The organism is Sphingobacterium lumbrici (genome assembly GCF_006476045.1).
GTDB lineage: Bacteria > Bacteroidota > Bacteroidia > Sphingobacteriales > Sphingobacteriaceae > Sphingobacterium > Sphingobacterium lumbrici.
In genome coordinates this window covers 33,662-59,204 of record NZ_SRZY01000003.1, presented here as the reverse complement: position 1 = coordinate 59,204, position 25,543 = coordinate 33,662, and the positions used below count along the sequence as shown (strand labels likewise).

18 protein-coding genes are annotated in these 25,543 nt (G+C 40.0%); 4 read left to right on the top strand and 14 right to left on the bottom strand.

Translation table 11 applies throughout. The annotated features are described in order from the left end of the window. Positions 1–63: 63 nt before the first annotated feature. The 3 genes from E4F24_RS00900 to E4F24_RS00890 all read right to left on the bottom strand — a co-directional run bounded on the left by E4F24_RS00900 (position 64) and on the right by E4F24_RS00890 (position 4,590). Positions 64–1,485, bottom strand: a complete 1,422-nt coding sequence (locus tag E4F24_RS00900; protein ID WP_140936726.1) for a glycerol-3-phosphate dehydrogenase/oxidase — start codon at positions 1,483–1,485, stop codon at positions 64–66. 281 nt (positions 1,486–1,766) lie between these two features. Continuing rightward, positions 1,767–3,332: an OmpP1/FadL family transporter gene (locus tag E4F24_RS00895; RefSeq protein ID WP_140936725.1), complete on the bottom strand. Its 1,566-nt coding sequence runs from the start codon at positions 3,330–3,332 to the stop codon at positions 1,767–1,769. An 82-nt stretch (positions 3,333–3,414) separates the two neighbouring features. Then, a complete protein-coding gene (locus E4F24_RS00890) occupies positions 3,415–4,590 on the bottom strand; it encodes a hypothetical protein (RefSeq protein WP_140936724.1) in 1,176 nt (391 codons plus the stop codon). 196 nt (positions 4,591–4,786) lie between these two features. Between E4F24_RS00890 and proS the strand changes: the two genes are divergently transcribed. From proS to E4F24_RS00870, 4 genes are all read left to right on the top strand, one after another. After that, the gene (gene proS / locus E4F24_RS00885) at positions 4,787–6,259 is read left to right on the top strand and encodes a proline--tRNA ligase (RefSeq protein ID WP_140936723.1); all 1,473 of its coding nucleotides are present in this window, start codon (positions 4,787–4,789) and stop codon (positions 6,257–6,259) included. A 182-nt stretch (positions 6,260–6,441) separates the two neighbouring features. Continuing rightward, complete coding sequence (locus E4F24_RS00880; RefSeq protein ID WP_394344443.1) at positions 6,442–7,242, top strand: NAD-dependent epimerase/dehydratase family protein; 801 nt, start codon at positions 6,442–6,444, stop codon at positions 7,240–7,242. A gap of 27 nt (positions 7,243–7,269) precedes the next feature. Then, complete coding sequence (locus E4F24_RS00875) at positions 7,270–8,415, top strand: cystathionine gamma-synthase (protein ID WP_140936721.1); 1,146 nt, start codon at positions 7,270–7,272, stop codon at positions 8,413–8,415. Between the two features lie 140 nt (positions 8,416–8,555). Further along, entirely contained in the window at positions 8,556–9,332 is a 777-nt protein-coding gene (locus E4F24_RS00870) for a TIGR02757 family protein (RefSeq protein ID WP_140936720.1), read from the top strand. Between the two features lie 25 nt (positions 9,333–9,357). Here the strand turns inward: E4F24_RS00870 and E4F24_RS00865 are convergent, their stop codons facing one another. The 11 genes from E4F24_RS00865 to E4F24_RS00810 form a co-directional block, all read right to left on the bottom strand. After that, entirely contained in the window at positions 9,358–9,792 is a 435-nt protein-coding gene (locus E4F24_RS00865) for a GNAT family N-acetyltransferase (protein WP_140936719.1), read from the bottom strand. Further along, positions 9,789–10,787: a type I glyceraldehyde-3-phosphate dehydrogenase gene (gene gap / locus E4F24_RS00860; RefSeq protein WP_140936718.1), complete on the bottom strand. Its 999-nt coding sequence runs from the start codon at positions 10,785–10,787 to the stop codon at positions 9,789–9,791. The genes E4F24_RS00865 and gap overlap by 4 nt, the downstream gene beginning before the upstream one ends. Continuing rightward, positions 10,788–11,462: a TlpA family protein disulfide reductase gene (locus E4F24_RS13870; protein ID WP_216629106.1), complete on the bottom strand. Its 675-nt coding sequence runs from the start codon at positions 11,460–11,462 to the stop codon at positions 10,788–10,790. A gap of 784 nt (positions 11,463–12,246) precedes the next feature. Beyond that, positions 12,247–13,134: a DUF6528 family protein gene (locus E4F24_RS00845; protein ID WP_140936717.1), complete on the bottom strand. Its 888-nt coding sequence runs from the start codon at positions 13,132–13,134 to the stop codon at positions 12,247–12,249. 20 nt (positions 13,135–13,154) lie between these two features. Beyond that, the gene (locus E4F24_RS00840; protein ID WP_140936716.1) at positions 13,155–14,369 is read right to left on the bottom strand and encodes a purple acid phosphatase family protein; all 1,215 of its coding nucleotides are present in this window, start codon (positions 14,367–14,369) and stop codon (positions 13,155–13,157) included. Between the two features lie 128 nt (positions 14,370–14,497). Beyond that, positions 14,498–16,483: an FUSC family protein gene (locus E4F24_RS00835; protein WP_140936715.1), complete on the bottom strand. Its 1,986-nt coding sequence runs from the start codon at positions 16,481–16,483 to the stop codon at positions 14,498–14,500. Between the two features lie 267 nt (positions 16,484–16,750). Next, a complete protein-coding gene (locus E4F24_RS00830) occupies positions 16,751–18,091 on the bottom strand; it encodes a TlpA family protein disulfide reductase (RefSeq protein ID WP_235891122.1) in 1,341 nt (446 codons plus the stop codon). A 62-nt stretch (positions 18,092–18,153) separates the two neighbouring features. Beyond that, entirely contained in the window at positions 18,154–19,683 is a 1,530-nt protein-coding gene (locus E4F24_RS00825; protein WP_140936714.1) for a PKD-like family lipoprotein, read from the bottom strand. Between the two features lie 12 nt (positions 19,684–19,695). Then, positions 19,696–20,451: a DUF4843 domain-containing protein gene (locus E4F24_RS00820; RefSeq protein WP_181182327.1), complete on the bottom strand. Its 756-nt coding sequence runs from the start codon at positions 20,449–20,451 to the stop codon at positions 19,696–19,698. A gap of 19 nt (positions 20,452–20,470) precedes the next feature. After that, positions 20,471–21,901, bottom strand: a complete 1,431-nt coding sequence (locus E4F24_RS00815; RefSeq protein ID WP_140936712.1) for a RagB/SusD family nutrient uptake outer membrane protein — start codon at positions 21,899–21,901, stop codon at positions 20,471–20,473. Between the two features lie 9 nt (positions 21,902–21,910). Beyond that, positions 21,911–25,381, bottom strand: a complete 3,471-nt coding sequence (locus tag E4F24_RS00810) for a SusC/RagA family TonB-linked outer membrane protein (protein ID WP_140936711.1) — start codon at positions 25,379–25,381, stop codon at positions 21,911–21,913. Positions 25,382–25,543 lie beyond the last annotated feature (162 nt).

Sequence of the window (25,543 nt, the reverse complement as noted above, 5' to 3'; positions counted from 1 at the left end):
GAAATAAAAACGAACGAAATCAACAAAAGAAGACAGTTGTATAATCAAGAAAAATTAATAAATTTATAACACGAAATCCTCCTTAAGGTTTTGAACAAAAATGTCCAATTTAGTTTGAAGACGTACAACTTCAGCTGCGGTGTAGTCATAGTTTTCATGAAGCTTTTCGTGTAGAGTAGGATCCATTTGCGACAACGCTTGTATCGCTTGTAGATCGCTACCATACACCTTCCAGTGCCCTTTTCTTTTTTCTTGTGTAGATCCATGAATAGCAAGGTGATGTGTTTGACATTTCCGGCTTTCCAGTCCGGCGGTCTTTATTGCCATATCGACCGCCTCTTCACCCATCTTACGGTAGGTAGTCCATTTTCCGCCGGTAATCGAGATGAGACCGGAATCACTTTGCAACAATTTATGGTCGCGGGAGATTTCCTTCGTACTCTTTCCATTTCCATACTTGGGCGCAGCTAACGGACGTAGTCCTGCGAATATGCTCAATACATCTTGACGGGTGGGTGCATTTTCCAGGTAATCATTTGCCGTGTTTAGGATAAATTCAATCTCCTCTTCCAATGGGCGTGGTTCGATTTGGTTTTCATATACCGGTGTATCCGTTGTGCCTAATAGTACTTTGCCGTGCCAAGGTACACCGAACATAACCCTACCATCGCTCGTTTCGGGAATCATCAGGGCATATTCGTTTCCCAGGAATTTCTTGTCAATGACAATATGGGTGCCCTGACTCGGTCTTATTAGGTTTTGATGAGTAGCCGTGTCTAGTTTTAATATCTCATCTACAAAAATACCGGTAGCATTGATGAGCGCTTTGGTCTTAACGGTATAAGCCTGATCTGTAGTTTTATCCAAAAACGAAAGACCGTTCACTCTACCTGTACAACCTTTGGTTATTTGTGTTACTTCTGCATAGTTAAGGACTGTTGCTCCGTGTTCAATAGCGGTTTGGGCAAGATTTATTGCCAATCGGGCATCGTCAAATTGACCGTCATAGTACTGAACACCACCTTTTAGGCCTTTTTCTTTTACTTTTGGGATCTTGCTAATTACTTCGTTTTTATTGAGTAGCGTTGATTTTCCAATTCTTAAACTCCCGGCCATCCAATCATAGAATTTCAATCCGATAAGAAACTTGAATGTATTGAATGTACTATAGGAAGGGATTACGAAGCGCTGAACAGATGAAACGTGTGGCGCATTTTGAAATATCAATCCTCTTTCTTTCAATGCAGACTTTACCAGTTTGATGTCTCCGTTTGCCAGGTACCGTATACCACCATGTATTAGCTTTGTACTTTTACCGGAGGTGCCTTTGGCAAAATCATACATTTCTACCAACAAAGTTTTGTAACCTCTTGATGCAGCGTCCACAGCAATACCAAGTCCGGTGGCCCCTCCTCCTATTATGGTCACATCCCATTCTTCCGTTGTATTGATAGAATTATAGGCTTCGTTTCTTGTGAACTTCATTTTTTAATGACGGTTTTATTTATACTGTAAATGTATCAAAAAACGTAAATGAACGGAACATTGAAACCGCTATATTATCCGAGAGATAATTTAGTATATAATTTTTGGATGGTTTGATTTACGTCTACTACCAAAGAATCAGGTAAACTGCAAACCCGGATAGATGCAGGGATCAGTTCGCTTACCAGATTAGTGCAGAATTATTGGTTGTGTGTACATTTATTGTAGGTTTAGATAAAATAACAAAGCCAACTCGTTGGCTTTGTTATTTTATGCTTTCATTAAAACTTAGCACCTAATGTCAAGAGTACATTGGTACGGTTGTGGTCAATACTCACTACCGGACTTGGTATCTCCCAAAACGATTCGTTAAAGGTGTATGGGTTTTGTTTGTACGAATTTACCTGATGTACTACCGCGACATCCAGATAAACAGCATGTGTTATCTTAACCCCCAATCCTAAACTACCGCTGTAATTGGTGTCGTCTGCATGTTGGTATGGGCTGCCAAAATAATTGAAACCCGCTCTTCCACTTACAATATTATTAAATAAATACTCCCCACCAACACGTAGGTTTACAGCCCCTTGGTATTCGTCCTTGATGTCTTTATTAAGCGTGTTGAAAAAGTTGCTATTTGTTGAATATCCATTGTTAAGCGTGTTATATTTTATGTTGCTGTAATCAATGTATTCCACATCAGCTGTGATTAGTCCTCTGCTGAAGAATTTAGTGGCACCTAAGGCAAATTTCCAAGGTGTATTTAACTGGTAATCTGTGGCACTGGAGTAAAGTTTGGATTCATAATAAGCAAAAGAATTTACCGCTGTTTCATTATCATAAAAATCAATGTCGGTCCAGGCTTCTGTGTCTTCTTTTACGGTTGTCCAAGTAGGTGTGGTGATTGTCAGTCCAATGTTCCAGTCGGTAGCAGGTTTGTATATTGCACCCAATTTTAAATCAATACCTGAGCCTTCGGTTTTCTGCGAAAAATTATCAAACAATTCATAACTCTTTTTCACAAAACCATATTTATCGTTGGTAGGATCTGCATAATCAGAATTGGGGTTATCCGCCAAAATAGAAGGTCTATCCTTTGTCCATCCATTTTCAATAAACTGAGAAGACCTGTCATAACGGAATGATGTAATCCCCAATGTGGCTCCGAAATAGAATTTATTGCTGTGGTTAGCACCAAAAGCGATGGCTGTTTTCGAGCGGTTTCCTTTTTGAACAATGTCGTTATATTGATTTTTAGAACCGTTTTCTACGGCTAACGGAAAGTATCCAAAAGTAGCATCGCCAAACTGTTCAACAATATTCGAGCCGCTGAAATCATCTCTAAATTCCGTATTGCCATCCATGATGTCCGTCAACGCATTTACAATAGATGACTTCATGTTGTTGCCTTCGTAAGTCAAATGGTTGTTGTAATTTTGGATTTTGTCGTAGCTTAACCCTACATTAAAATTTAAAAGACCACTGCTTAAATTTCCCGATTTACGTGTTGGAAAATGAAAAACAATACCCGCCTGATCGATGCCGAAGTTGCCTTTATTGCTTGTTGTATTCAGGCCTTCGAATGCAGTTTTGTTTTTGTTCTGTAAGTAATTAAATGTTACGGATACATCCGAACGTCCAAAGAATCCCAAACCGGCAGGATTTCCTGTAATGGTACTGATGTCTCCGCCTAACGCTGTTTGTACATTTCCTAATCCTTTAAAACGAGCAGATCCACCGTTGTTTTCTTGGGAGAATAAAATTGCGTCACCCAGGGATTGCGCTTGAGCGGTCCCCCAGAATGTACTCGCGATGAATGCGGATAATATGAAGTTTTTTAATGTCATTATCTATGTAATAATATGTTGTTAAAAAATAGCCAATATAATTTAACAGATATTGGCTATTGAGATATATTTACTTAATTCGTTATCGTCTTGATGACCCCGATGATCTTGTCGCGCCGCCACCAGAATTTCCGCTTGATGATGAACTTCCACTAGACATAGAAGATCCACTGCTTCTGCTCGGAGGCGGACTTTGTGAAACACCGCTGTTAGATGATCTGGACGGAGTAGAAGATGCCGGAGGCGTTGAATTTCTCTGTGGTGCTGATTCCGTACGTCTAGATGATGCTGGAGGCGTAGTCGACGTTCTTGTACCAATTGTTGGTCTGGTTGTAGAAGTCCGCGTTCCGTTCGGTGCAGTCGAAGTACGTGTACCATTGTTAGGAGAGCCTACCGTAGCTCTTCTGCTGTCAGTTGTATTTCTTGAACCAATTGTGGAGCGAGTTGTACCATCAGGTGTTCTGGAGACACCTATCCGTGTTCCGGTTGTTGTTCTTGATGAACTTACACCTTCTGTATTACGTCTTGAAGCACTTCTTGTTCCCGTCACAATACGGCCGCTTCCATCACGGCTTACTATACTAGTTGATCTTACATTAGCACTTCGCGCACGCGTATTGAACCGGTCTCTTGAAACCGATCTGTCCGATACGTGCGAAGATCTGCTTATATAAGCATGCCCTGCGTAACCACCATATCCGTATCCATAATACGGATGTCCCCAATGATTATAAAATGAGTTGTGTCCCCAGTATCCGTTATATCCGAAACCACCGTATCCAAAACCGCCATAAAATGGATTTCCCCAGCCATATCCAGCGTAAGGATTTCCCCAGCCAAAGCCCATAGACCATCTGGATCCCCATCCCCAATTTGAGAACCCTAATCCAAATCCGCCGTAACCGTACCAGGGGTCAAAAAACGGATCGTAATACCCCATACCCGGAGTAGCATAATAAAAGCGGTTGATCCGATTTGCATATTCTAAATCCTCATATTCACCGTCCATATATTCTTGATCCGAATATTCGTCAGCGTAATATCCGTTTTGATTTGCAACGGATCCCTCTTCTATATAATTTTCATCTGTATAATAGTAATCCGGACTTTGATAAGTTTCTGCGGCAATAGCCTGAGATTGATTGTTGTAGACATCATCCTTGTAGGCTATTTGTTTACTAGTGGAACAAGAGCTAAGTGCTGTGACAATTGCTAACGCCCATCCGCCTATTAATAATCTATTTGTTTTTATTTTCATGATAATCTTTCCTTCCAGAGTCTTTAGATAATCCAGTCTTAATTTATTATCTTAGACGCAGTTTTTAAATCAGGGTTTAACGCTGTATAACAAAAATATAAATAAAACTTTAATTTAATTTTTGTCTTGTCGAAGCAGCATTATTAAAAACGGGAATCTATAACATATTGTTACAAAATAAATAGTAAAAATCTAAATGAGTAAAGGAATAACAAGTCGTAGTGAGGATTATTCACAATGGTATAATGATTTGGTAATCAAAGCAGATTTAGCTGAATATTCTGCGGTGAGGGGTTGTATGGTCATTAAACCGTATGGATATGGAATATGGGAAAGAATGCAGGCTATTTTGGATAAAAGATTTAAGGAAACAGGTCATAGTAATGCCTACTTCCCACTATTTATTCCGAAGTCTTTTTTCTCGAAAGAAGCTTCACATGTAGAAGGGTTTGCAACAGAATGTGCAGTAGTGACACACTACCGTTTAAAAAATGACGGTAACGGTAATATTATTGTAGATGAGGACGCAAAACTGGAAGAAGAATTAATTGTCAGGCCAACTTCTGAAACGATTATTTGGAATACCTATAGAGGCTGGATAGAATCGTATAGAGATCTTCCTATTTTAGTAAATCAATGGGCAAATGTGGTAAGATGGGAAATGCGTACGCGTTTGTTTTTGCGGACCGCTGAATTCTTATGGCAAGAAGGTCATACGGCACATGCCACGGAGCAAGAAGCTATCGAAGAAGCAGAACGCATGCTGGATGTCTACTCCGAATTTGCCGAGAATATATTAGCGGTGCCGGTAATCCGTGGCCGCAAGACCGAGAATGAGCGATTCGCCGGAGCGTTGGATACCTATTGTATCGAAGCATTGATGCAAGATGGAAAAGCATTGCAGGCGGGGACGTCCCATTTCTTAGGACAGAATTTTGCAAAGGCTTTCGATGTGAAGTTTACGTCCAGAGAGGGGAAATTAGAACACGTCTGGGCTACTTCATGGGGTGTATCCACCCGTTTGATGGGAGCACTGGTGATGGCACATTCGGATGACCAAGGATTAATATTACCTCCAAAATTAGCACCAATTCAAGTGGTAATTGTGCCGATTTTCAGAACAGAAGAAGAGAAAGCAACAATAGATGCCTTCGTGGATAATCTGATGGCGGAGCTGAAAGGGATCGGTGTATCGGTTAAATTTGACGACCGGGATACGCAACGCCCGGGCTTTAAATTTGCGGAATGGGAATTGAAAGGCGTGCCACTGCGTGTGGCTATCGGTGCCCGTGATATGCAAAACGGTACAGTGGAATTGGCCCGACGTGATACCCAAACTAAGGAGACAGTATCGCAGGAAGGCCTTTCTGCGAAAATAGAAAGCCTATTGGATGAAATTCAGGTCAATATCTATCAAAAAGCACTTAAATTTAGAGATAGTCATATTACAGAAGTGAATTCTTATGATGAGTTTAAAGAGATCCTTGAAACAAAAGGTGGATTTATTTCTTGTCATTGGGATGGTACCGTAGAAACGGAAAAACGTGTAAAAGAAGAAACGAAAGCAACCATTCGATGTATTCCGTTGGACAACAAAGAGGAAGAAGGAATCTGTATTTTCACGGGTAAACCGTCGGCACAGCGTGTACTTTTTGCGAAAGCATATTAAATAAGTGACGGGTGATTGGTGACGAGTTACAGGTTACGGGTTACAGGTTACGAGTTACGGGTCACTAGTTACGAGTTACGGGTGACAGGTTGCTGGTTACGAGTTACAGGTTACGGGTCACGAGTTACGGGTGACGGGTTACTGGTTACGAGTTACAGGTATTTAGTCAAAAATAAAAAGGGATAAATCTGAAGACAACAAGAATACTTATTTTAGGATGCGGTTGGGTAGGGGAGGAATTCGCTGTCCAATGCCGAAATCAGGGAATAGAAGTATGGGTTAGTACAACGAATACAGAGAAGTGCCATCGTTTGAGGGGCGATGGTACTTTTGCCTTCTTGATGGATTTTGACGTGGATAAGAATGTGCCGGATTTTTTGCCCGATACGTTTGATTATATCTTGACCAGTGTTCCTGCCAGTTCAAAAAACACGATAGAGACTGTCTCGCACCGATTTGATAACATTTTGAGTTTTATTCGCCTGTTGCAATACCGCAAGCATATTTTCTTGAGTTCGATTGGTATATATCCCGATATAGAAGGACGGGTAGATGAGCATTTCAACGATCAGGAAGCTTTAAATCCTTTACTGGCATTAGCGGAAGAAAAGATGACATCGTTGTCCCGGACGATCGTGTTCCGCTTGGGCGGGCTGTTTGGAAAGAATCGAATATTTGCCAAGTATTTTGCTGGTAAAATCTGTACAACTGGTGAACAACCCGCAAATTTTGTTCATCTACAGGATGTGATACAGCTTATTTTTCTGGCTTTTTCTACGGATTTGGAACATGGGTTATTTAATATTGTCTGCCCTGAACATCCTTCAAAAGAGGAAGTGATAATAGCATCGGCTGCTAAATATGGGTACGAATTGCCCATATCTTTTGAACCCGGGCAAACGACACAAAAAATAGTGTCTTCGGATCGCGTCATTCAAACGTTAGATTATACCTTTTTGTACCCTTCTCCGTTAAATTTTTAATACTTTTAAGCATTCAAACTTAAAGCGATGGCATATAAATTTGCGACAAAGGCTATTCATGCCGGTCAACATGCTGACCCCGGTACGGGGGCGGTGATGATACCTATATATCAGACGTCTACTTACAAGCAGGATTCTCCCGGAGATCACAAAGGTTTTGAATATTCAAGAGGCACTAATCCTACCCGCAAGGCGTTGGAAGATTGTCTTGCAGCACTCGAAAATGGTCAATTTGGATTAGCATTCTCCAGTGGTATGGCCGCTACAGATTGTGTATTACGCTTGTTAAAGCCCGGCGATGAGGTCGTAACAGGGGAAGATTTATATGGTGGCTCGTATCGTATCTTCACGAAAGTGTACGAACGGTATGGGATCAAATTTGTCTTCGTGAATACATCGGACAGTGAAGCAGTTCGTCGCGGGATAACCGAAAAGACAAAATTAATCTGGATTGAAACACCGACGAATCCTACGTTGAAATTGGCTGATATAGCAGAAATTGGTAAAATTGCGAAGGAAAACAATGTATTATACGTTGTAGATAATACGTTCGCTTCTCCATATTTGCAAAATCCGTTGGATTTGGGTGCAGATATTGTTATGCACTCGGCTACCAAATATATAAACGGACATTCGGATGTGGTAATGGGTGCCCTTGTGTTGAAGTCTGAAGACTTATATAAACAATTATTCTTCTTTTACAATACAGTAGGAGGCACACCTGGCCCTCAAGATTCTTTTTTGGCATTACGTGGAATTAAAACGCTGCATCTGCGGATGCAGGCGCATTGCGAAAATGGACGTAAAGTTGCTGAATTTCTAAAAAGACATCCAAAAATAGCCGGGATCTACTGGCCGGGATTTGAAGATCACCCAGGTCATGATATTGCGAAGAAGCAAATGAAAGATTTCGGCGGTGTGATTTCCATCGTATTAAAAGGAGCTGATCTTCAGGAAACTTTTCGAATCGCTTCAAGTTTTAAGGTATTTACCCTTGCCGAATCACTGGGAGGTGTTGAGTCTTTAATCAACCACCCTGCTACCATGAGCCACGGCTCGGTACCTCAAGAAGCACGAGAAAAAGTAGGTATAGTGGACAACTTATTACGTTTATCGGTCGGAATAGAAGATGCGGAAGACCTGATCGAAGATTTGAAGCAGGCATTATCTTAGTTTGTAAACGTGTGAAGCCGTAAGGGTGTAAAGTCGTGAAGTTAAAAAACACTACTGCTATTTTTATGCTTTACGCCTATTCGACTTTACATTCTTACCCTTCTAGCTTTTTAACCTTTTAGCTCTTTTACCCCCTACCAATGTCAGATTTTAATATTAAAAATTTTTTAGATACCAAGGTGATGGAGTACAACAGACCTGCTTTCATCACCCACGATCCGATCTGTATTCCCCATTTGTTTTCACAGAAGCAGAATATTGAAATAATGGGCTTTTTTGCATCTATACTGGCTTGGGGGCAACGAAAGACCATTATCAACAAATGTAATGAGTTGATTGACCGCATGAATGGAGACCCGTATCACTTTATTCTCAGCCATAAGGACGAAGACCTCAAAAGCCTCCTGGGATTCAAGCACCGCACATTTAACGATACCGATTTACTTTATTTTATTTCTTTTTTTCAATATCATTATCGTCGTTTTGATTCGTTAGAAGATGCTTTTTTAATAGGGCAGGAAGGAATTCAAGCGATTTCTGTAGAGCAGTCTTTGAACGAATTTAAAAACTATTTCTTTTCCTTGCCCGATTATCCCTTACGGACACGTAAACATATCAGTTCTCCCCTCCAAAAGTCTACATGTAAGCGTTTGAATATGTTTCTTCGTTGGATGGTGCGCAAAGATGAAAATGGTGTCGACTTTGGAATTTGGAACCGTATTTTACCCGCTCAATTGATTGCTCCCTGTGATGTACACGTCGAGCGCGTGGCACGCAAATTTCATTTGATTACCTTAGAAAAGGTAAATTGGAAAACTGCAATCGAATTGACAGAAAATCTAAGGTTATTGGATCCGCAGGATCCTGTTAAATACGATTTCGCGCTATTTGGATTAGGTGTGGAACGGGAGATGTAATTTTTTAATCAGATTGTACGTTTAATCACAGGAATTTAAACATTTCTTTGTGCGGTCCGATTCCGGGAATATCAAATTCATCTGACATGAATTCGAAACCTAATCTTTCATAGAACGGAAAGGCAATAACCCGGGCGTTGAACCAAAGGTAATCTGCTTGCAATTGTGTTTTTAAATGCAATTCTGCTGCCTTCAACAGATCTCCGGCATACCCTTTCCGCAGATGATCGGGATGGGTAGCCATACCCCTTAGTCGGTAGCCTGCTTTAGGTAATTTTCCGTGGTTTTCTTTCATGCAGGTCAGTACACATACTAACCTGTCCTCCTCGTCAAAATACCCCATGTGAAAGGTCGTGGGGAAGCGATCATGGTCAAATATACACTGCTCTTCCGGAAGTCCGTTGCGTAGTACGAGCGAACGTATGGGCAATGTTTGTTCGGATTTTATAAAGCGGATCATCTTGTGCTCAATTTATCTAAGATATCAACCAATCGATTGGAGTAGCCAAATTCGTTATCATACCAACCTACTACTTTTACTAATCCGCCGACGATAGACGTAAGCTGTGCGTCAAATACACAAGAGTAAGGATTGTTAATGATGTCAACAGATACAATAGGGTCTTCGGTATAATACAATACCCCTTTTAGCTGGTGCATTGCAGCCTCTCGAAATTTAGTGTTGATTTCAGCTACTGTTGTTTTTTTTGCAAGTGTACATGTAAAATCTGTCAGCGATCCATTGAGTACCGGCACCCGGATACCTGCTCCACCCAGTTTGCCTTCTAAGTGGGTAAATACATTTGTGATGGCCTTAGCTGCTCCTGTAGTTGTCGGGATAATGGAAGAGGAGGCTGCCCGCGCTCTACGGAGATCTCGGTGAGGGGAGTCATGGAGATTTTGATCGCCTGTCATGGAATGTATAGTTGTAATATATCCATCCTGGATATGCCAATTTTCATCTAATATTTTCACCAGAGGAGCCACATTATTGGTCGTGCAGCTGGCATTTGAAAATATAGGTGTATCCCAATCAAAATCCAAGTCATTTATTCCTAACACGACAGTAGGAATTTCTTTGTCCGGAGAAGGGGCAGAGATGATGACTTGTTTAGCACCTGCAGCTAAGTGTCCACCAGCCTTTTCCTTTGTGGTAAACAAACCGGTAGACTCTATGACCACATCTATGTTTAACTCTTTCCAGGGTAAATCCGTCGGATTTTTAATATTGAGAATGACGATGTCGTGCCCATCAACAAGGATACTGTTTTCTGTATAGCCCACAGTACCCGGAAAGGCACCATGAACGGAATCATATTTGAACAAATGGGAGAGTGTCTTTGCATCAGTGAGATCATTGATGGCTACGACTTCTGCATTTTCAATTCCTCTGCCGATTAAATTCCGTAAGGTATGCCTGCCAATACGCCCAAAACCATTTATAGCAATTCTCATTTACTTCGTATATAAAGTAATGATTTCATTTATATTTTTCTCACCTTCCCAGTAAGATTGCAGTTTACCATTTACATCGTAAACATAATTTGCAGGGAATAGGCTTGGTACATGGAATTTTTGAATAAAGTCCTGATTTCTGTCGTACAGTACCTGAACATTCGGCTTGTCTACCAATTCTTTTGCAAATGATTCTAAGAATGTGGCCATTAATGCCGGTTCATTCATAGATACAAAATAAAGGTTGATATCTTTAAGTTTGTTGTAATTTTTAGCAAGTGCAGTAGCTTCTTCGCGGCAATGATGACATCCCGGATCAAAGAGTACAAAGATGGTTTTTTTATCTTTTGTGAGGTCTGCATTTGTAAACGAAATACCGGATTTTACCTTGTAAAAGGTGAAGGGAGGTATGTTTGGAATAGGGTCTGTCGTTCCAGTAGCAGCGGTAGAAGCCTGTTCTTGTGAATCAGTGGCCGATGTAGGTTCTGCTGCATGATTGTGGTCTGCATGATTGTGGTCGTGCCCCTCGTGATGATGATGTCCATCGTGGCTATGGTCATGATCTTCATGGCCATTTACGGTTGTCTGAACTTTAGTATTTGCGCTATTCGTACAGGCTCCAAAAGACAGCACACTTCCAAGGACAAGATATGTTACAAATTTTACGTTATTCATGAGAATATGGTGTTGAAATTTAAGCAAAGCTAAAAAAAATATACTTGCTAATGCGTGAAGATTACTTTTTTGATATCCATTTGATAAATGAGGTTTTTACGGATGTTGTTTTGGGGAGTGGTTTAAAAGGTAGGGGTATAATAAAAACGAAGGATTCTCTTAGTCAATTTCTTTGTCGCTCAAGCCGCGACTGGCTCGTCCTTTTGTCTTGTCAAAAGGACGCAAAACCGTGTCGCTGTACCGGCTCGACAAGACGGTTCACCATTCCTGCTATTGTCGACCCGCTAAGGCGACATTTGTCGGGTATGTAAGGATAGTGCATTGTTATATGATTATTATAATACTTCAGCTGAATTGAAAAAAGACGGCCTTAGCGGATTTGGACGTGCAGGCAGCAGATGATGTGCTGCAGAAAGGTTCGAGTTTGTACTTTCCAAGCAGGTCTCAGCCTTTGCTTTGGGACGGAGCGGTGGAGGCCTAAGAGCTGCGCACTGCATCATCGCGTAGCCGGAACGACAAATACGGTATCAGCCTTGACTCTTTGCTTCTTTCTCGTCAAGGAGAAAGAAGGAGCCCTGCCACGGCTAGTGGCGGAAAGGTAATGAGAGGGGCAAACCTCAAAAAATAGACTAAATTAATCCTTCATTAAACTTTTTAAAACAATAAACGTTTTAAAAGCGTTATGCAATCCTTTTCCCTAAAATTTTTAAACTGATTCTTTCCAAATCACCGTAAGTGGCATCCTTGAAGGTCAGGTTTTTTGTTGTTATTTTGTTGAAATCTCTTATCTTACAACCCTTACTTTGTATAATTTAATATCTGGAATATGCACCCGCATATCGGGCTGTGTAGAATAGATATGATTCGTCCACCAGCTTTTCTCGGCTATTGTATAGACCAGTCTATTCGTCTTTTGATCATAGTTTACAGACTTTATATTATGTTTGTCTGCCAAAGGCATGAAAACATCAAATGTTTCCTTCTTGGTATTGAATCTGAAGACATTGTGGTGTGTAGATACGATAAAGTTATTTGGGTCTATCATATATAAATCGTGTCCCCCCTCATCGGGTAATGTCCATTGTTTCACCAATTTAAGTTTTGGATTTACACTTTTCCACTCTTTTAATGCGTATGCTTTTAGTACGCTGTGACCGAGTACATACAATAGATTTTTCTTTTCATTCCACACAACACCGTGCCCTGAGTAAAGTGAATCTTTAAAAATCACTTTTTCAGGCATATTGATGTCGTATATTTCTAAACTGTTGCCTGCCGGGTGCGTTGAATTAGCGACAGCAATTCGATTTTGAGGTAGAACATCTGCTGAATGTGCCATTGGAGTCCGCCCATAAAATGTTACTTTTTTTGAGTCGATGTCCAGCAAAATCGTCGCTCCTCCGGAGGATGTAAGCAATAGTTTTTTATTTTGCATGACGGGTTTGCATTCGTCAAGCGTTGCCATCAATTTGTGGTATGCAACAGGTAAATCTGTAGCTTCTGCTACACTCCATTGCCATACAATAAATGGGGAGGCTTCTGTAGATTTCGCAGGGTCAATGATAATAACTTTGTTGTCACCACAGGCGATGAGGTAATCTTTTTGAAGTATGTTGCTCCTTTGAGCAAATAGACTGGCAGGGAAGAGTAACAGAAAAATGATTATACGCATAACATAAGTGCTTTAAAATATTATTTTCTTGATGCAACATAACGACCAACTTCTTTTCCCGAATCATCAAGCATGCTGACCTGGATCTCTTTTTTAGTCGCGTGGATTCGTGTTAACGTTCTTGATCCATCCCGAGGCCCTCCTCCGATGATAATGGGATAATTGTTAGATGTTTTATCCGGGTTATGAATTTTGTACTGATGTGTGTGACCGCTTAGTACCAAATCGACTTTTCCTTTATTCAGTATTGGTTCAAATAATTCAGTACAATGTGTTGGTCCATGTGCATCTCCGGAGTAGCGGGGAGGGATGTGCATCATCACGATACGAAAAGGGGCATTTTTAAATTCTTTTGACTGTATTTCCTCCTCTAGCAAAGCGGCCTGCTGGATGCGATACTGGTCAAAATCGACAATATCTGCATATACAGGATGCGTATCTTCTTTATCTTCACCAGAGTCAATAATAACAAATCTGACCGGCCCCAACGTGAATGCGGCATATCCTACTTGGTCAAAGTAATTCGGAAATTCCCGCGCAAATTTACCCCGGGTTTCATGATTGCCCCTTACGAACAAAAATGGGATGTTCTTTGCAAAAGAATCGGTACACGGTTGCAGAAAATGCTCTATAATCTGTTTTTCATCTGTTTGGTAGTCAAATATATCGCCATTAAAAAACACAAAGTCGCGCTTGTTGCCCTTGTCCATGTCAAGTAGATGAACTATGGACTGAGGTCTGTCGTGAATATCATTCAGCACGACAAACGACACCTCCTCTTTGGATGTATTTGGATTGATAAAGCTTTCGGTGTTGCTATAGACTGTCTCTCCGTAGGTAACTTTGTACGGTTGGAAGTTTTTTATTTCTTTCGATGCTATTTTATAGTAATAGGTTACCCCGGGTTTTAGGTTGCTGATCTTCACGTTGTTTAAACGTTCTGCAGGTTTTAAACCCAATTCACTTTTTCCAAAGGCCTTGTGCGTAAGACTATCGGGTGATTCGCCATATTCCACCCAGCTAGAGGCATTGTTATTGGTAATCCACAAGATAGCAATACTATTCCCGAAATTTGTTTGTAGATATGGGCCTGCAATAATTTTAAACACCTGATCTTGGTTATCCGATGATGCACTCACCGCTTTCGATGGATTCAGGAGTGCTAATCCGCCTATGGCAATACTGCTTTTTAGAAGAAAAGATCTTCTGTTTTCTTTACTTAGGTTTTCTTTCATTTTGATTTATTTGGGTTGTCTTTCATAAAGATAATGTTCCAGGCAGAGAGATTTCTTCATGTAAAGAGAATTTTATAAAATCAATCGTTTGCTTGAATTTTTTGTCACAATAATGCTACTTAAGTATGTCATATTTCCCAAGAATCGGATAAGTCATTCAGTTGGGTTAACAGTTTATCGAGGTCTATCAAACGATCTTCAAGTTGTTGCGATGCCAGGATGGATTGCTTCTGCGGTGTAATGTACATGGAAAGACCTATTATTAACGAATTAATCCGATAAGCCAACGCGTGGAATTTGTTTACATTCGACCAGTCTTTCTTTTTATTTCCGGGTTCCTTCTGTAATTGGTTCATCGTGTCAGAAAAAGAAGCTAACGCTGTCTGCGCCTCTTTTCGGGCCAGACGAATCGTGTACATGTCGAACGTATGTGCTTTTAGTTGTGCTGCTACGATTTGAAAATATGCTTTGTTGGTGCGTGTCACAGTCCCGGCTAAGTTCAACATTCCTTTATTTTGTCGTATGGGGATAAAAAAATAGCCGATTGTAGCCAATAGCGATCCAATTAATGTAAACACGATTCGACTACCTAAAATATCTTCAATATTTCCGTCGTAGCTGTTTAATGCAATTACAATGGCAGCAGTAACAAATATTACGCTAATGAGGTAGTTGGGTCTGTTAAATAAGAAAAAGCCGTAAAGACAAATGGCAGCAACGAGGAGCAGGACAGCTACGTCAGATATCGTATATAATAAGAGTATTCCTAATAGAATGCCGGTTAGTGTGCCGGTTATACGTTGATAGTTGCGTTTTTGCGTAGTCGCAAAACCGGGTCTGGCTACAATAGCAATGGTTAATAGAACCCAGTAGGTATATCTGTATTCAGGCAAGGCCAAGCCAACAAGTCCACCTAAACCAAATAATACCGCTAGCCGCAATGCAAACGGGAACACAGTAGAACGGAAGGTAAGTTGTTTTTTTACAGCTTTCCAACCTTTGGGAGGTAAGGATATGAAGTGCTGATATTCGTTCTCTTTGACTACATTTCGACGGCTTATATCGACGTTAAATGCCGTGCGGATCTGCTGGATAAAATCAAGAATGGATCGGATGTTACCAATTGTAGCATCTAAAATGGCCGCAGTTTGTCCATTCTGTCGATCTCGAATCGCAATAAGTCGCTGTAACTCGTCATCGATAGGTCTTTTGTTTGGAGCGTTGTACGGATAATTCTTGTGATTTTTAGCAAGAGAATTTACTTCCTCTGCTAGTTGTATGATTAATTTCCGGATAGATTCAAGTGCCTCTATTGGCGCTAAGGTGTTGCGGATCAACTCGTAGTCGTGGTCTATTGCCGTTAATAGCTCATATAGATCGATTAATTCATATACCTGATTGAGCCAAAACTTTCCCTCTTCAACATTCATCAGGTTCTTTTCCCGGAGGAGTAGAAATCGCATCGCTTCCTGTTGTTCACTTACTTGTATATGGAGTCTGCCTAGCTCCCTGTATGCTGTCTCTATCGGAATCTGCTCATCGTAGCAGAGCGCTTTCGCGCGAAGTAACGCCGACATACTCCGAAAACCATCAGACATTGCATGCCGTAGTGAACGGAACGGAGAAATGCAGACCTGAACGATGCTAACCAGATAGTACCACATCGTTCCTGCAGTGATCTCCAGGCTAAAGGGGATGGGGTTCGAAGGCCATAAGCCGATAATAAAACTGATTAGAATAAGCATCATCGTTCCGATGATTCCGATCCGCGAACCGAATATCGACAACATCGTACAGGCAAAAGCTGCTATGATAAGTAAGGGCAGGAGGAGCCAAGGTGAGGAAATAGCGTAGGCAGTAGCAATCGACGATATAAAAAACAAGGGAATACACCATAGAGCAGATTTCCATTTATCTCTGCGATTGCCCGGCAGATCTGTCAATGAGGACAACAAAGCACCTACACCTACAGTGATCGCAATATCCAGATAACCCCAATAGAAGATTACTATACTCGGTACAATGCTGGTTAAAACGTTGCGCAGGGCATCGCCGCTGTTTTCTCCGGAAATAAGCTGGAAAATACGTTGAGAAATAGATTTAAAATTCCGCATCTATTTTTTCTGAAAGTGTTTGTGTTCCATGGCTATCAAAAACTTTCACGATATTTTCATTAGATGTGGGTGTTACACGAAGAAGATATCATGAAGGTTTTTTTGCAAACTTAGGTAACTTACTGTGTGTTCACAAGTAAAAGAATCTTTTAATCCATCAGGGGTCAAATAATCCCCAAAAGAAGAGGAGTTAAAGATAATAACGGTTTTCATAACAGATCTTTTTTATCATTGCCCACGGCAAAAAACACCGTGGGCAATGATTGGTTACTTCGCTAGCCAGGTATTCAATAACTCTTTCAGCTTTGGGTCACTTGGTCTTGGACTATCCGGGGTAATGATGTTCCCGGCTTTATCAATGACTAAATAGCGTGGGATCCCTGTTATTTTATAAGCTTTGGAAAGATCATTGTCCGATCCGGCATGAAGTTGTATGCCTTTCAGGTTCTTTTCCGGAACATACTTTTCCCAGGCTTTTTTGTCCTGATCAACCGATACGCCCACAAAAACAACATCCTTGTCTTCGAATTCTTCATTCAATTTCTCCCAATGCGGTTCTTCGGCTTTACAGGGACCACACCATGTCGCCCATACATCGACGACCACAACCTTACCTTTAAGATCAGCCAATGAAATATTTTTGCCACTTAAGTCAGGGTAATTAAAATTAAAAGCCTTCGTCCCTTCTTTGGTATCAACCAGTTTTGTTGCCACCGCGTTTGCTCTTTCGATTTGTTCGGGCAATGTCAGGTACTTGGCATATTCGTCGTTCAACGCAATATAATCGCTGTACGAACGTGTACGATCCATGTATTGTAATATATACTGACCTTTAAGCACATCTGCCGGAATTGCATTGACTTGATCCGCCAGAGTCGGCTTATCCTTAAAATCTATTTTTCTATACATCAGAATGGGCAAAAGACGATCGCCATACGGAAAGCGTAGCAAATCCGGTGTTAAAAAGTTATCCGCTTGGAAAGTTGTGTAATAATCGCTCATCTCTTCAGCACCGGGGTGTACCGTGCGTGGCATATACAAATAGGAAATGGCATAGAATGCAACATCATAATCCACCAGCTTTACAAAAAATGTGTCAAACCGATTGTTTCCTGTCTTCGCTTTGGCCTTCATACCATCGAGCTTGACTTTCATTGCCTCCACCTCGGGGAAGAAATCAACATAGGTGGACATTCCTCCCGGTGTAAGACCTTTTTCCCGCATATCCTTCGCAAGCAGATCCCATTGGTATAAGGTTTGGTTTTCTTTACTGTTTTTACCGACCAGTTCATAAAAGGTAGGCGTTACGGTAAGATTAAGGTCGTCATTCCCTTTGAAGTAAAAGCGAAGGACGCTTAATGTACTGTTGGTATTACCCATTGTCAGGGTGTACAGTCCCTCATATTCCGGGGTAAATCGAAAAGCAAAACGGCCTAAACTGTCGGGTATAGAAGTCCCGATTTCTACGATGTGGCCGTTGAGCACTTTACCCAAACTTACTTTTTTTACGGTGTTGGGATCTGTCGTTCCATTGATATTACTGGGCTGCTGTGCAAATGTAGCTTTGCCGAGTAGCATAACCAGAAATAATACAATTATTTTTTTCATCTGTTTATTTTTTAAAACTGTAAACCAATAATTTTGTTCGATACTATACGTTGTTATATAGGTTATCGTTCTCTATAGGTTAAACTTTTCACTCTTCCAAAGCCACTGTACGATTGATCCAATACCAGATCGCCATTAACCGGAGGCACTGTATAGATGCTTAAACTTCCATCAGAGCCACTTGGTAGCGCCGGATCATAAGTTCCTATCATTAGTTTATTGTAGCTCTTATACTTATTGAAATCTTTAAAATTGTAAAAATTGAGATAAGAGATTTTTTTGTTATCTAAATTTAACATGAGTTTAGCAGTTTTATACACCATATCGTACTCATATACTTTGCTACCCACCGTGTAAAAGATGTAACCCAGGTCGGGACTAACAGCAAAGAATTCGGCATTAGCTATTTCATCGCCTAAAATTTCATCGTAGTACGATTGTAAATTACTGAAGCTATTAAAGCGTGCCAAATATTTTTTGGATGAATTAGGATCTTTTAAAATGCTAAACACTTCGCCGCCATTAAACGGAACCCAGGTCATATAGTCTAAATCCATTCCCGTACTAAAACTAAACTTTTTGAGGTCGCTAGTTGGTTCAGGGATCGTTGTACAAGTGGCATTGATACCTGTATGTTTTACAAATCGTCTGTTGGTTTTGTCATAAAAAATGGCATGTGCATTTGTTATAATTTCATGATCTCCGGCAATAAACGGAGCTACTTCAAAGCCTTTTTGCTCTGCTGTAATGTAATTGATAGGGGCCGAATAGTAGATGTTTTGCGATCTGTTGTAAAAGTAGGCATTCCCCTTTCCAATCATATACGAGATAAATAAACCGCGTTGTTGCATTACATCTGCGTAAAAGCCATTTGGGATTTCGCCAAACATTTCATAGTTCAGCTGCATGGTATTGGTCCATTTGAACGTATTTGGCTCTACTTTAGTAGTTCCTTGATCCGTTCCAAGATATAAACCATAACTAATGGCATCCGGTCCAATCATTAAACCAGTGTTGTAGGTGTACGTCATTTTTGGCTTACCTTCTAATTTAAGTTGAGAACCTGTTGTTTCTAATAGATCCTTAATTACATCGAAAGTGCCTTCGGAATTTAGCGACAAGATGTCAACCCTTGATCCATTATCTACCTCGCACATCATGATCCAGCCTTCATTAATTTCGTTGACCACCTTTAACTTAAATTTGGTACGGTATCTAACCCCACTTGCATTATCGGTTACCGCATAATAGGCATCATAGCTTCCTGATATAATACCTGTTGTAATGTTGAGATCTTTAGTGGTAGCGATAGTAATTAGTTTATTACCACCTAATCCATTTGGGCCTAAATAATACCACTGGTAGGTGTATTTTGATTCGTCAAAATTGGGGTCTTGACTAAACTTAAGTACTGGTTTGACAGATAGCGGCTTGCCGTAAACTGCATTTACTTCTTCGGGTAAATCGGCAATTGACGAAAGTTCGTTAATTTCGGTATAATCATAATTGCCAAGGTCCTTTTTTTTGCAAGAACCAAGTGTTACTATAGCAACGAATGCTATAATCATATATTGATATATTTTTGATGTCATGATTTTAAATTTTTATTGTGCAGAAGGCCCCATAATCATTACCGAATCATCGTCTTCTAAAATGTTATTTCCTGCTGCTCTTTGTTCGTTTAAGTAGCGTTGCATAAATTTCCCGTATGCATCTAACTCAGCAATGGCAACAGCATTGTCCAATCGAACCGGGTCTACGCCCAATACATCAACCATTAAAAAGAGCTTTTTACGAGAAAACGTTCCTAAATACGCATCCAGCCATCTCGCTGGTTTTTTTACGATATCGTTGAGGAACCATCTGTAATTCACATAAGAATGCGTTATCCCTGTGGTAGTGACAAATTTATCAGTCATCATTGTAGTAAACTGATCATTGTCTTGAAGGTCAAAGCTGAGTAAAAAGGTTTGGCTTTGCATGTCAACCGTTCTAAAAATTTTAATTTGTACGGTATCAAGGGCTTTATTTTTCTTAATTGAAAAGGTTTCTGTTAAGATCTCATAATGTGTACCTGCGATTGCTGTCGAATTTGGGTTGACCATTAATTTATAAGGTCTCTCTTGGGTACTCAATTCGCCCGTGGTGGCAATCACCATGTTAATGATCGAATCCCTTGATTTTGCCAAACTAAAAGAAACAATTGTTGAATCCTTTAAAGGGTTAATTGCAGTCACTGCTTTGGCCGCCTCGTTAAAGTAAATGGATGGTTTTCCTGAATAGGTTTCAAGTGGCTTTTCACAAGATGGACTTAGTAAGATTACCGTGATCGCGCAAAGGCTAAATATAAATTTCTTCATTTTCATTTTTAATTAAATGTTAACGATACTGTGATTCGGATAGTGGCATGGGTATCGCATAGTTGATGACGATGTTAGCCGTGCTGGCACCATTTCCAATCAGAGTAATATTTCTTCTTTTATAGTAATAGAACAGCTGTCCCTCACCAAAAAATTCTTTTTGATACTCCTTTTGTAATTCGGTGTGTATGGTAGCATTAGTTGCCAAAGCGGTTAACCCTCTATTCGCTCTGACTGTATTTAAATAGGCAATGCCATCGGCGTTCACTTCTTCACTTTCTGCAGCGATAAAATACATTTCACTCATTTTTAATAACGGCATGGTAAACCTGAAGGTCTTCTCTTTATCAACGATATCAGCATATTTATAGAAAGTTTTATAAGGTTTTAAACCGGTTGATGGGATTTGCCAGTTTAGGTTATAGCGATAGTCATTTTCATTGTTTTCGAAAACTGTGCCTAATCGTGCAGTAGAAGGCGCTAAGATGTTTGCATCGGCAATCGAAGGGTCAAATAAATCATCGTAACGATTATACAATTGCGTGTTCATAATCCCAAATATCATCTCAGTTGAAAACACGCGGTCGGGATTCTGCTTTTCGCTCAAAGCATTGGTTGTGGTGGTCCATTTAAATTTATCGGCCACAGTAATTACTTCTTTCGCATATTTTAATGCAGAAACTTTGTCGCCACGATATAAAGCTACCCGGGCTAATAAGCCTTTCACTGCATAGAAGTTGAATCTAAAGTTGCGGTTGTTCGTTAAGAAATCTATAGATCCGGTAGCTGTAGCCGGGTTTACACCCGCGGTTATAATAGGATCTTCGCTCAATAATTTTTCTGCAGCAGTTAAATCATTTAAGACCTTTTCGATAAATACATTTGCAGGTAATAGTGGGTTTATCGATGTTTGAGTGGTCTCGTAATAAGGCAAAGAGAGTTTAGTAGAATCAACCGTGCTATATCTTGGCCCGTATAAGCGCAATAAATCAAAGTGTAAAAAGGCTCTCATGGCCATAGCTTCCCCTTTATAAATAGCTTCCGTTTTTGGGTCAACGGCTCCTTTATATTTTTCGATATGGGTTAAGAAACTGTTGACGTTCAAAATCCCTGCATACGCATTGGTCCAGATATCATCCATTTTATTAATGGTCGACTCATCGGTGTATGCGTAGGTAGCTATTTTGGTTAAGCTATGTGTTGAAGGAATATTGTAGCGTTGTGCTAAAATTTCGATCGTAGACAAACTTAAATTTTCGCCATAAAGTTGTTTTTTAGTAAGGTCGATATATAATCCATTTATTACAGACTTTACACCTTGAGGCGTAGTAAAAAGCTGTGTTTCTATAATTTTATCTTCAGGTTGTACGTCAAGGTATTTTTGACAGGAGCTAAGTGCAGCAACGACTATTGTTGTCAAATACACTAGTTTTATATAATTTCTTTTCATTATTCGCGATTAAAATGTTGCTTTGATAGAAAAAGCAAACGTTCTTGCATAAGGGTATTGAATACCACGTTCTCTTCTTATCGTAGAGGAATACAAAAAGTCGTTGCCAAATACATTTAAGTTTAAGTTTTTTAAGCCTAAGCTTTTTACCCAAGGCGTATTTTCGAAAGTGTAACCGATATTGAGCGATTCGCTGCTCAACGAGTTTTCATTTTGGACAAACCTCGAAGATTTTGGCGTAGTGCTTGTTAATGAGATACCCTTAAATTGAGCAACATCTCCCACATTTTTCCACCTGCCATACAGGGCTCTGCGGTCTTGGTTGTTCGCAATACTTGCATTTGAAATGTTTTCAACTTTGTCGTACAATGCCGTGTTAAATACATCACCATCTACTCTATAACGTAAAGCAATGCCTAGTGTAATGCTTTTGTACCGCAAATTACTCGAAATAATACCTTCGGCAAGGGCAACGGTATTTCCTACATTCACAATATTTCCGGTTTCATAATCGAAGGTATATTGACCCTCTTTCGTTAAGAAAATTTCTCTTCCTGTGGCGGGATCAATACCCATTGATTTTACAGCCCAGATGGCTTCGGCACTATTTCCATCGGTATATCTCAATAAGTCTTTGGTATTTTCTTGCTTCTTATTTAAGGTGTTTAGCGTATTGCCTATGCCGCCATATTTACTTTTATAAGATGATCCCGAGATCCCGATGCTCCAAGTTATCCTCTTTCGTAAATTGTAGATCGGGAAATAAGTGAGTTTAGTTTCTAACCCATTATAGGTTAAATTACCTACATTATATGGATAAGAAAATATACCCGTAGAAGAAGGTAGATCAACCGGAACAATTAAAGGATCTGTCTTCTTGTTATAGGCATTCACGTAACCCGTAAATCGGTTGTTAAATAGTGAAAAATCTACTGAAGTACTAATTTGCTTTGTTTTTTGAGGCTTGAGATCAGGGTTGCCAAGTGTGAGTAGTGACACCCCTTGTCCGAAAGCATTATAATTGGTATTACTGTTGTAATTAAATACAGACAATGAGCTGATGTTGCCAAAATTCTGATTTCCGGTTATACCAATGTTTCCAGTTAAGCGAAGGGAATTAATCCATTTTTTATCTTTGATAAAGGTTTCGTTATGTAAATTCCATCCTAAGCCGACTGCATAATAAGGAGAATATTGTTTATTGCTACCATAGGCTGTTGACCCATCCAGACGATAAACAACATCTGCTAAATAGCGATTATCATACGCATAGTTAGCAGTTAACGTTGTATTTAACGTTCTGTAAATACCATTGCTGGCTGACGGGAAACTGTTTTCGGCGTAGCTATAGGCAAATCTTGGATTTCCTAAGTTACCCTCCGGAAAGCCTTCGGCAATGGTTGAATAGGTGTCATTTTGGTTCTGCGAAATGGTGTTCCTCCAGTTGGCATTGAAAACGTGTTTTCGAGAAAATATCTTCTGATAGGAAAGCATTAAATTGGCTTGATAAGAGAAGTTATTCGCTCTGTCATCGGTATATTTTCCTTTTCTCAAAGTAGGGGTGCTTTCGAAAACACTCATCTCGGCCGATTTATAAGTTTTAGCAACTGTATTACCTTTGGTAATTTGAAGGGCTGCGTTTAATTTAAATGCTTTATTGATGTCGTAATTTGCATTTAAGTTATTCTGAAATTCGATATTGTTCGAATGATTATATTGCGGTAATGAGGCATCGTATAGTGGATTGGAAACATTATAAACCGATTTTGCATCATTGCTTCTTTGATCTAAATATCGTCTGGTAGAAGATTTTTCAAAGTAAGGATTGGTGTTTACGAAAGTTTCAAATGATCCATAAGGAGATTCTGTACTTTTATACCCCCTTATATAAGTAATGTTGTTGATATTAAGTGCTTTTTTGCGATAGGTAAGGTTGATGCTTCCACTATAGGTATCTCTTCCTGAGCCTTTCATGGCACCTTTTCCAATCCGGTAATTTAAGCCAATATTATAGGTAAATGCTTGATCTCCGCCTGAAGCATTGATCGAGGAATTGGTTGAATATCCGGTTTGTAATGGTTCAGACAGCCAATAAGTATCAACGCCTCTTTTTACATTCGCAAGGTGATCGCTATACAATTGTTCAAGGAAGAGTACATTGGTAGGGTCTGATTCGGATGCGGTATATCTACCCGATAAACGCTCAAATTCTAGCTTTTCAACGGCATTCATCATATTATAAGCTGATAAATCAGGTAGCTCTAACCTAAAATCTTGTGCGTAGGAAAACCTTAATTCTCCACTTTTCGGCTTAATTGTTTCAATAACAACTACACCGTTAGATGCCTGCGAACCATATAAAGCTGTAGATGCGGCATCTTTTAGAATACTCACAGAAGCTACCCTGTTCATATCTAAATCGACAATGGTTTGCAAGGTGGTGGGGAAACCATCTAATACAAACAGCGGTTGATTAGGGTCTGATCCAAATTGATCTTTTAGGGTTGCACTTGGAATACTGCTTTTTCCACGAACTTCAATAACAGGTAGGGCATTTGGGTTAGAACCTTGTAAATTATTCTCGATCATTAAAAATGAGGGATCTAAAGTTCTTAAACTCTGAATGATGTTATTATTGCTAACTGCTTTAAGATCTTCCCCTGTAAAAATAGCAGTGGTACCGGTAAAACTGTCTTTTCTGCGGTTAATTCCTGTTCCTGTAATAACAACCTCATCTACTGCCAAGTCCTGTGCTGTTAGTTGGATTACCAGGGGTTGTTTCTCAACGTCAGCGATCACTTCTTTGGTGGTAAACCCTACAAAGGAAACAATAATAACCTCTTTATTTGCCGATAGGGGTAGGGAAAATGCTCCATTGGCTTGGCTAACTACCGATTTTTGTACATCCGATTTCAACCGGATACTGGCACCGGCAATGGGTTTCCCCGCTTCGTCTATTACCATACCTTTAATATATTGTTGTATGATGACTTCTTCACGGATACCGGATTCGTTCATTATCCGTGGTAACAGCGGTGTCGTTACTTTTTTCAGCACAACGGTTTTTTCAAAGATGTCGTACATAAATCCGGCTCTATCCGTAATGCTGTTTAAGGCTTCACGGAGTGGCATATTTTTTACATCGAAAGAAATATTACGTACTGGAGCCACCTCCGCTTCTTTGTAGAAAAATACGTAGCCTGATTGTTTCTCAATTTCTTTGAGGATGGTTTCCAAGCTGCTATTCTGGCGTTTTAGGGTAATTTGTTGGGCGTAGCTGCGGGCATCAACTTGGGAAAGACCGATGAGCAATAGTAAAACGATGAGGTTTAGTTTCATCCATGTTTTTGTTAAGGTGCTCAAAGCGGATGTGTTTTCCTCATGCTTGCCGCCGGAATGTTGGTTTTCCCTTGGAAAATCGGCATACCTCGCATGAAAATCTACACCCTGATGAGCGGGTTGAATCAGATTAATTTTCATTACATTTGTAGTGTTTGGTTAAGAAAAATTGGGATAATACTGTGTGTCAACAGATCCGTTTTTAGGCCGAGCAATTTTGTCCGGGGTATGCGTCAACATATTCCGGATTTTTTTTGCGTTGCCAATTAATTTTAAGTTGGTTTGTTTTTTGTTTTCAATGTA

Coding starts and splice junctions, on each gene's coding strand:
- E4F24_RS00875 (WP_140936721.1), top strand. CDS start 7,270: ATGGCATATAAATTTGCGACAAAGGCTATTCATGCCGGTCAACATGCT.
- E4F24_RS00870 (WP_140936720.1), top strand. CDS start 8,556: ATGTCAGATTTTAATATTAAAAATTTTTTAGATACCAAGGTGATGGAG.
- gap (WP_140936718.1), bottom strand. CDS start 10,787: ATGAGAATTGCTATAAATGGTTTTGGGCGTATTGGCAGGCATACCTTA.
- E4F24_RS00865 (WP_140936719.1), bottom strand. CDS start 9,792: ATGATCCGCTTTATAAAATCCGAACAAACATTGCCCATACGTTCGCTC.
- E4F24_RS00895 (WP_140936725.1), bottom strand. CDS start 3,332: ATGACATTAAAAAACTTCATATTATCCGCATTCATCGCGAGTACATTC.
- E4F24_RS00815 (WP_140936712.1), bottom strand. CDS start 21,901: ATGAAAAGAAATTATATAAAACTAGTGTATTTGACAACAATAGTCGTT.
- E4F24_RS00900 (WP_140936726.1), bottom strand. CDS start 1,485: ATGAAGTTCACAAGAAACGAAGCCTATAATTCTATCAATACAACGGAA.
- E4F24_RS00890 (WP_140936724.1), bottom strand. CDS start 4,590: ATGAAAATAAAAACAAATAGATTATTAATAGGCGGATGGGCGTTAGCA.
- E4F24_RS00830 (WP_235891122.1), bottom strand. CDS start 18,091: ATGAAAAAAATAATTGTATTATTTCTGGTTATGCTACTCGGCAAAGCT.
- proS (WP_140936723.1), top strand. CDS start 4,787: ATGAGTAAAGGAATAACAAGTCGTAGTGAGGATTATTCACAATGGTAT.
- E4F24_RS00810 (WP_140936711.1), bottom strand. CDS start 25,381: ATGAAAATTAATCTGATTCAACCCGCTCATCAGGGTGTAGATTTTCAT.
- E4F24_RS00825 (WP_140936714.1), bottom strand. CDS start 19,683: ATGACATCAAAAATATATCAATATATGATTATAGCATTCGTTGCTATA.
- E4F24_RS00840 (WP_140936716.1), bottom strand. CDS start 14,369: ATGAAAGAAAACCTAAGTAAAGAAAACAGAAGATCTTTTCTTCTAAAA.
- E4F24_RS00820 (WP_181182327.1), bottom strand. CDS start 20,451: ATGAAGAAATTTATATTTAGCCTTTGCGCGATCACGGTAATCTTACTA.
- E4F24_RS13870 (WP_216629106.1), bottom strand. CDS start 11,462: ATGAATAACGTAAAATTTGTAACATATCTTGTCCTTGGAAGTGTGCTG.
- E4F24_RS00835 (WP_140936715.1), bottom strand. CDS start 16,483: ATGCGGAATTTTAAATCTATTTCTCAACGTATTTTCCAGCTTATTTCC.
- E4F24_RS00845 (WP_140936717.1), bottom strand. CDS start 13,134: ATGCGTATAATCATTTTTCTGTTACTCTTCCCTGCCAGTCTATTTGCT.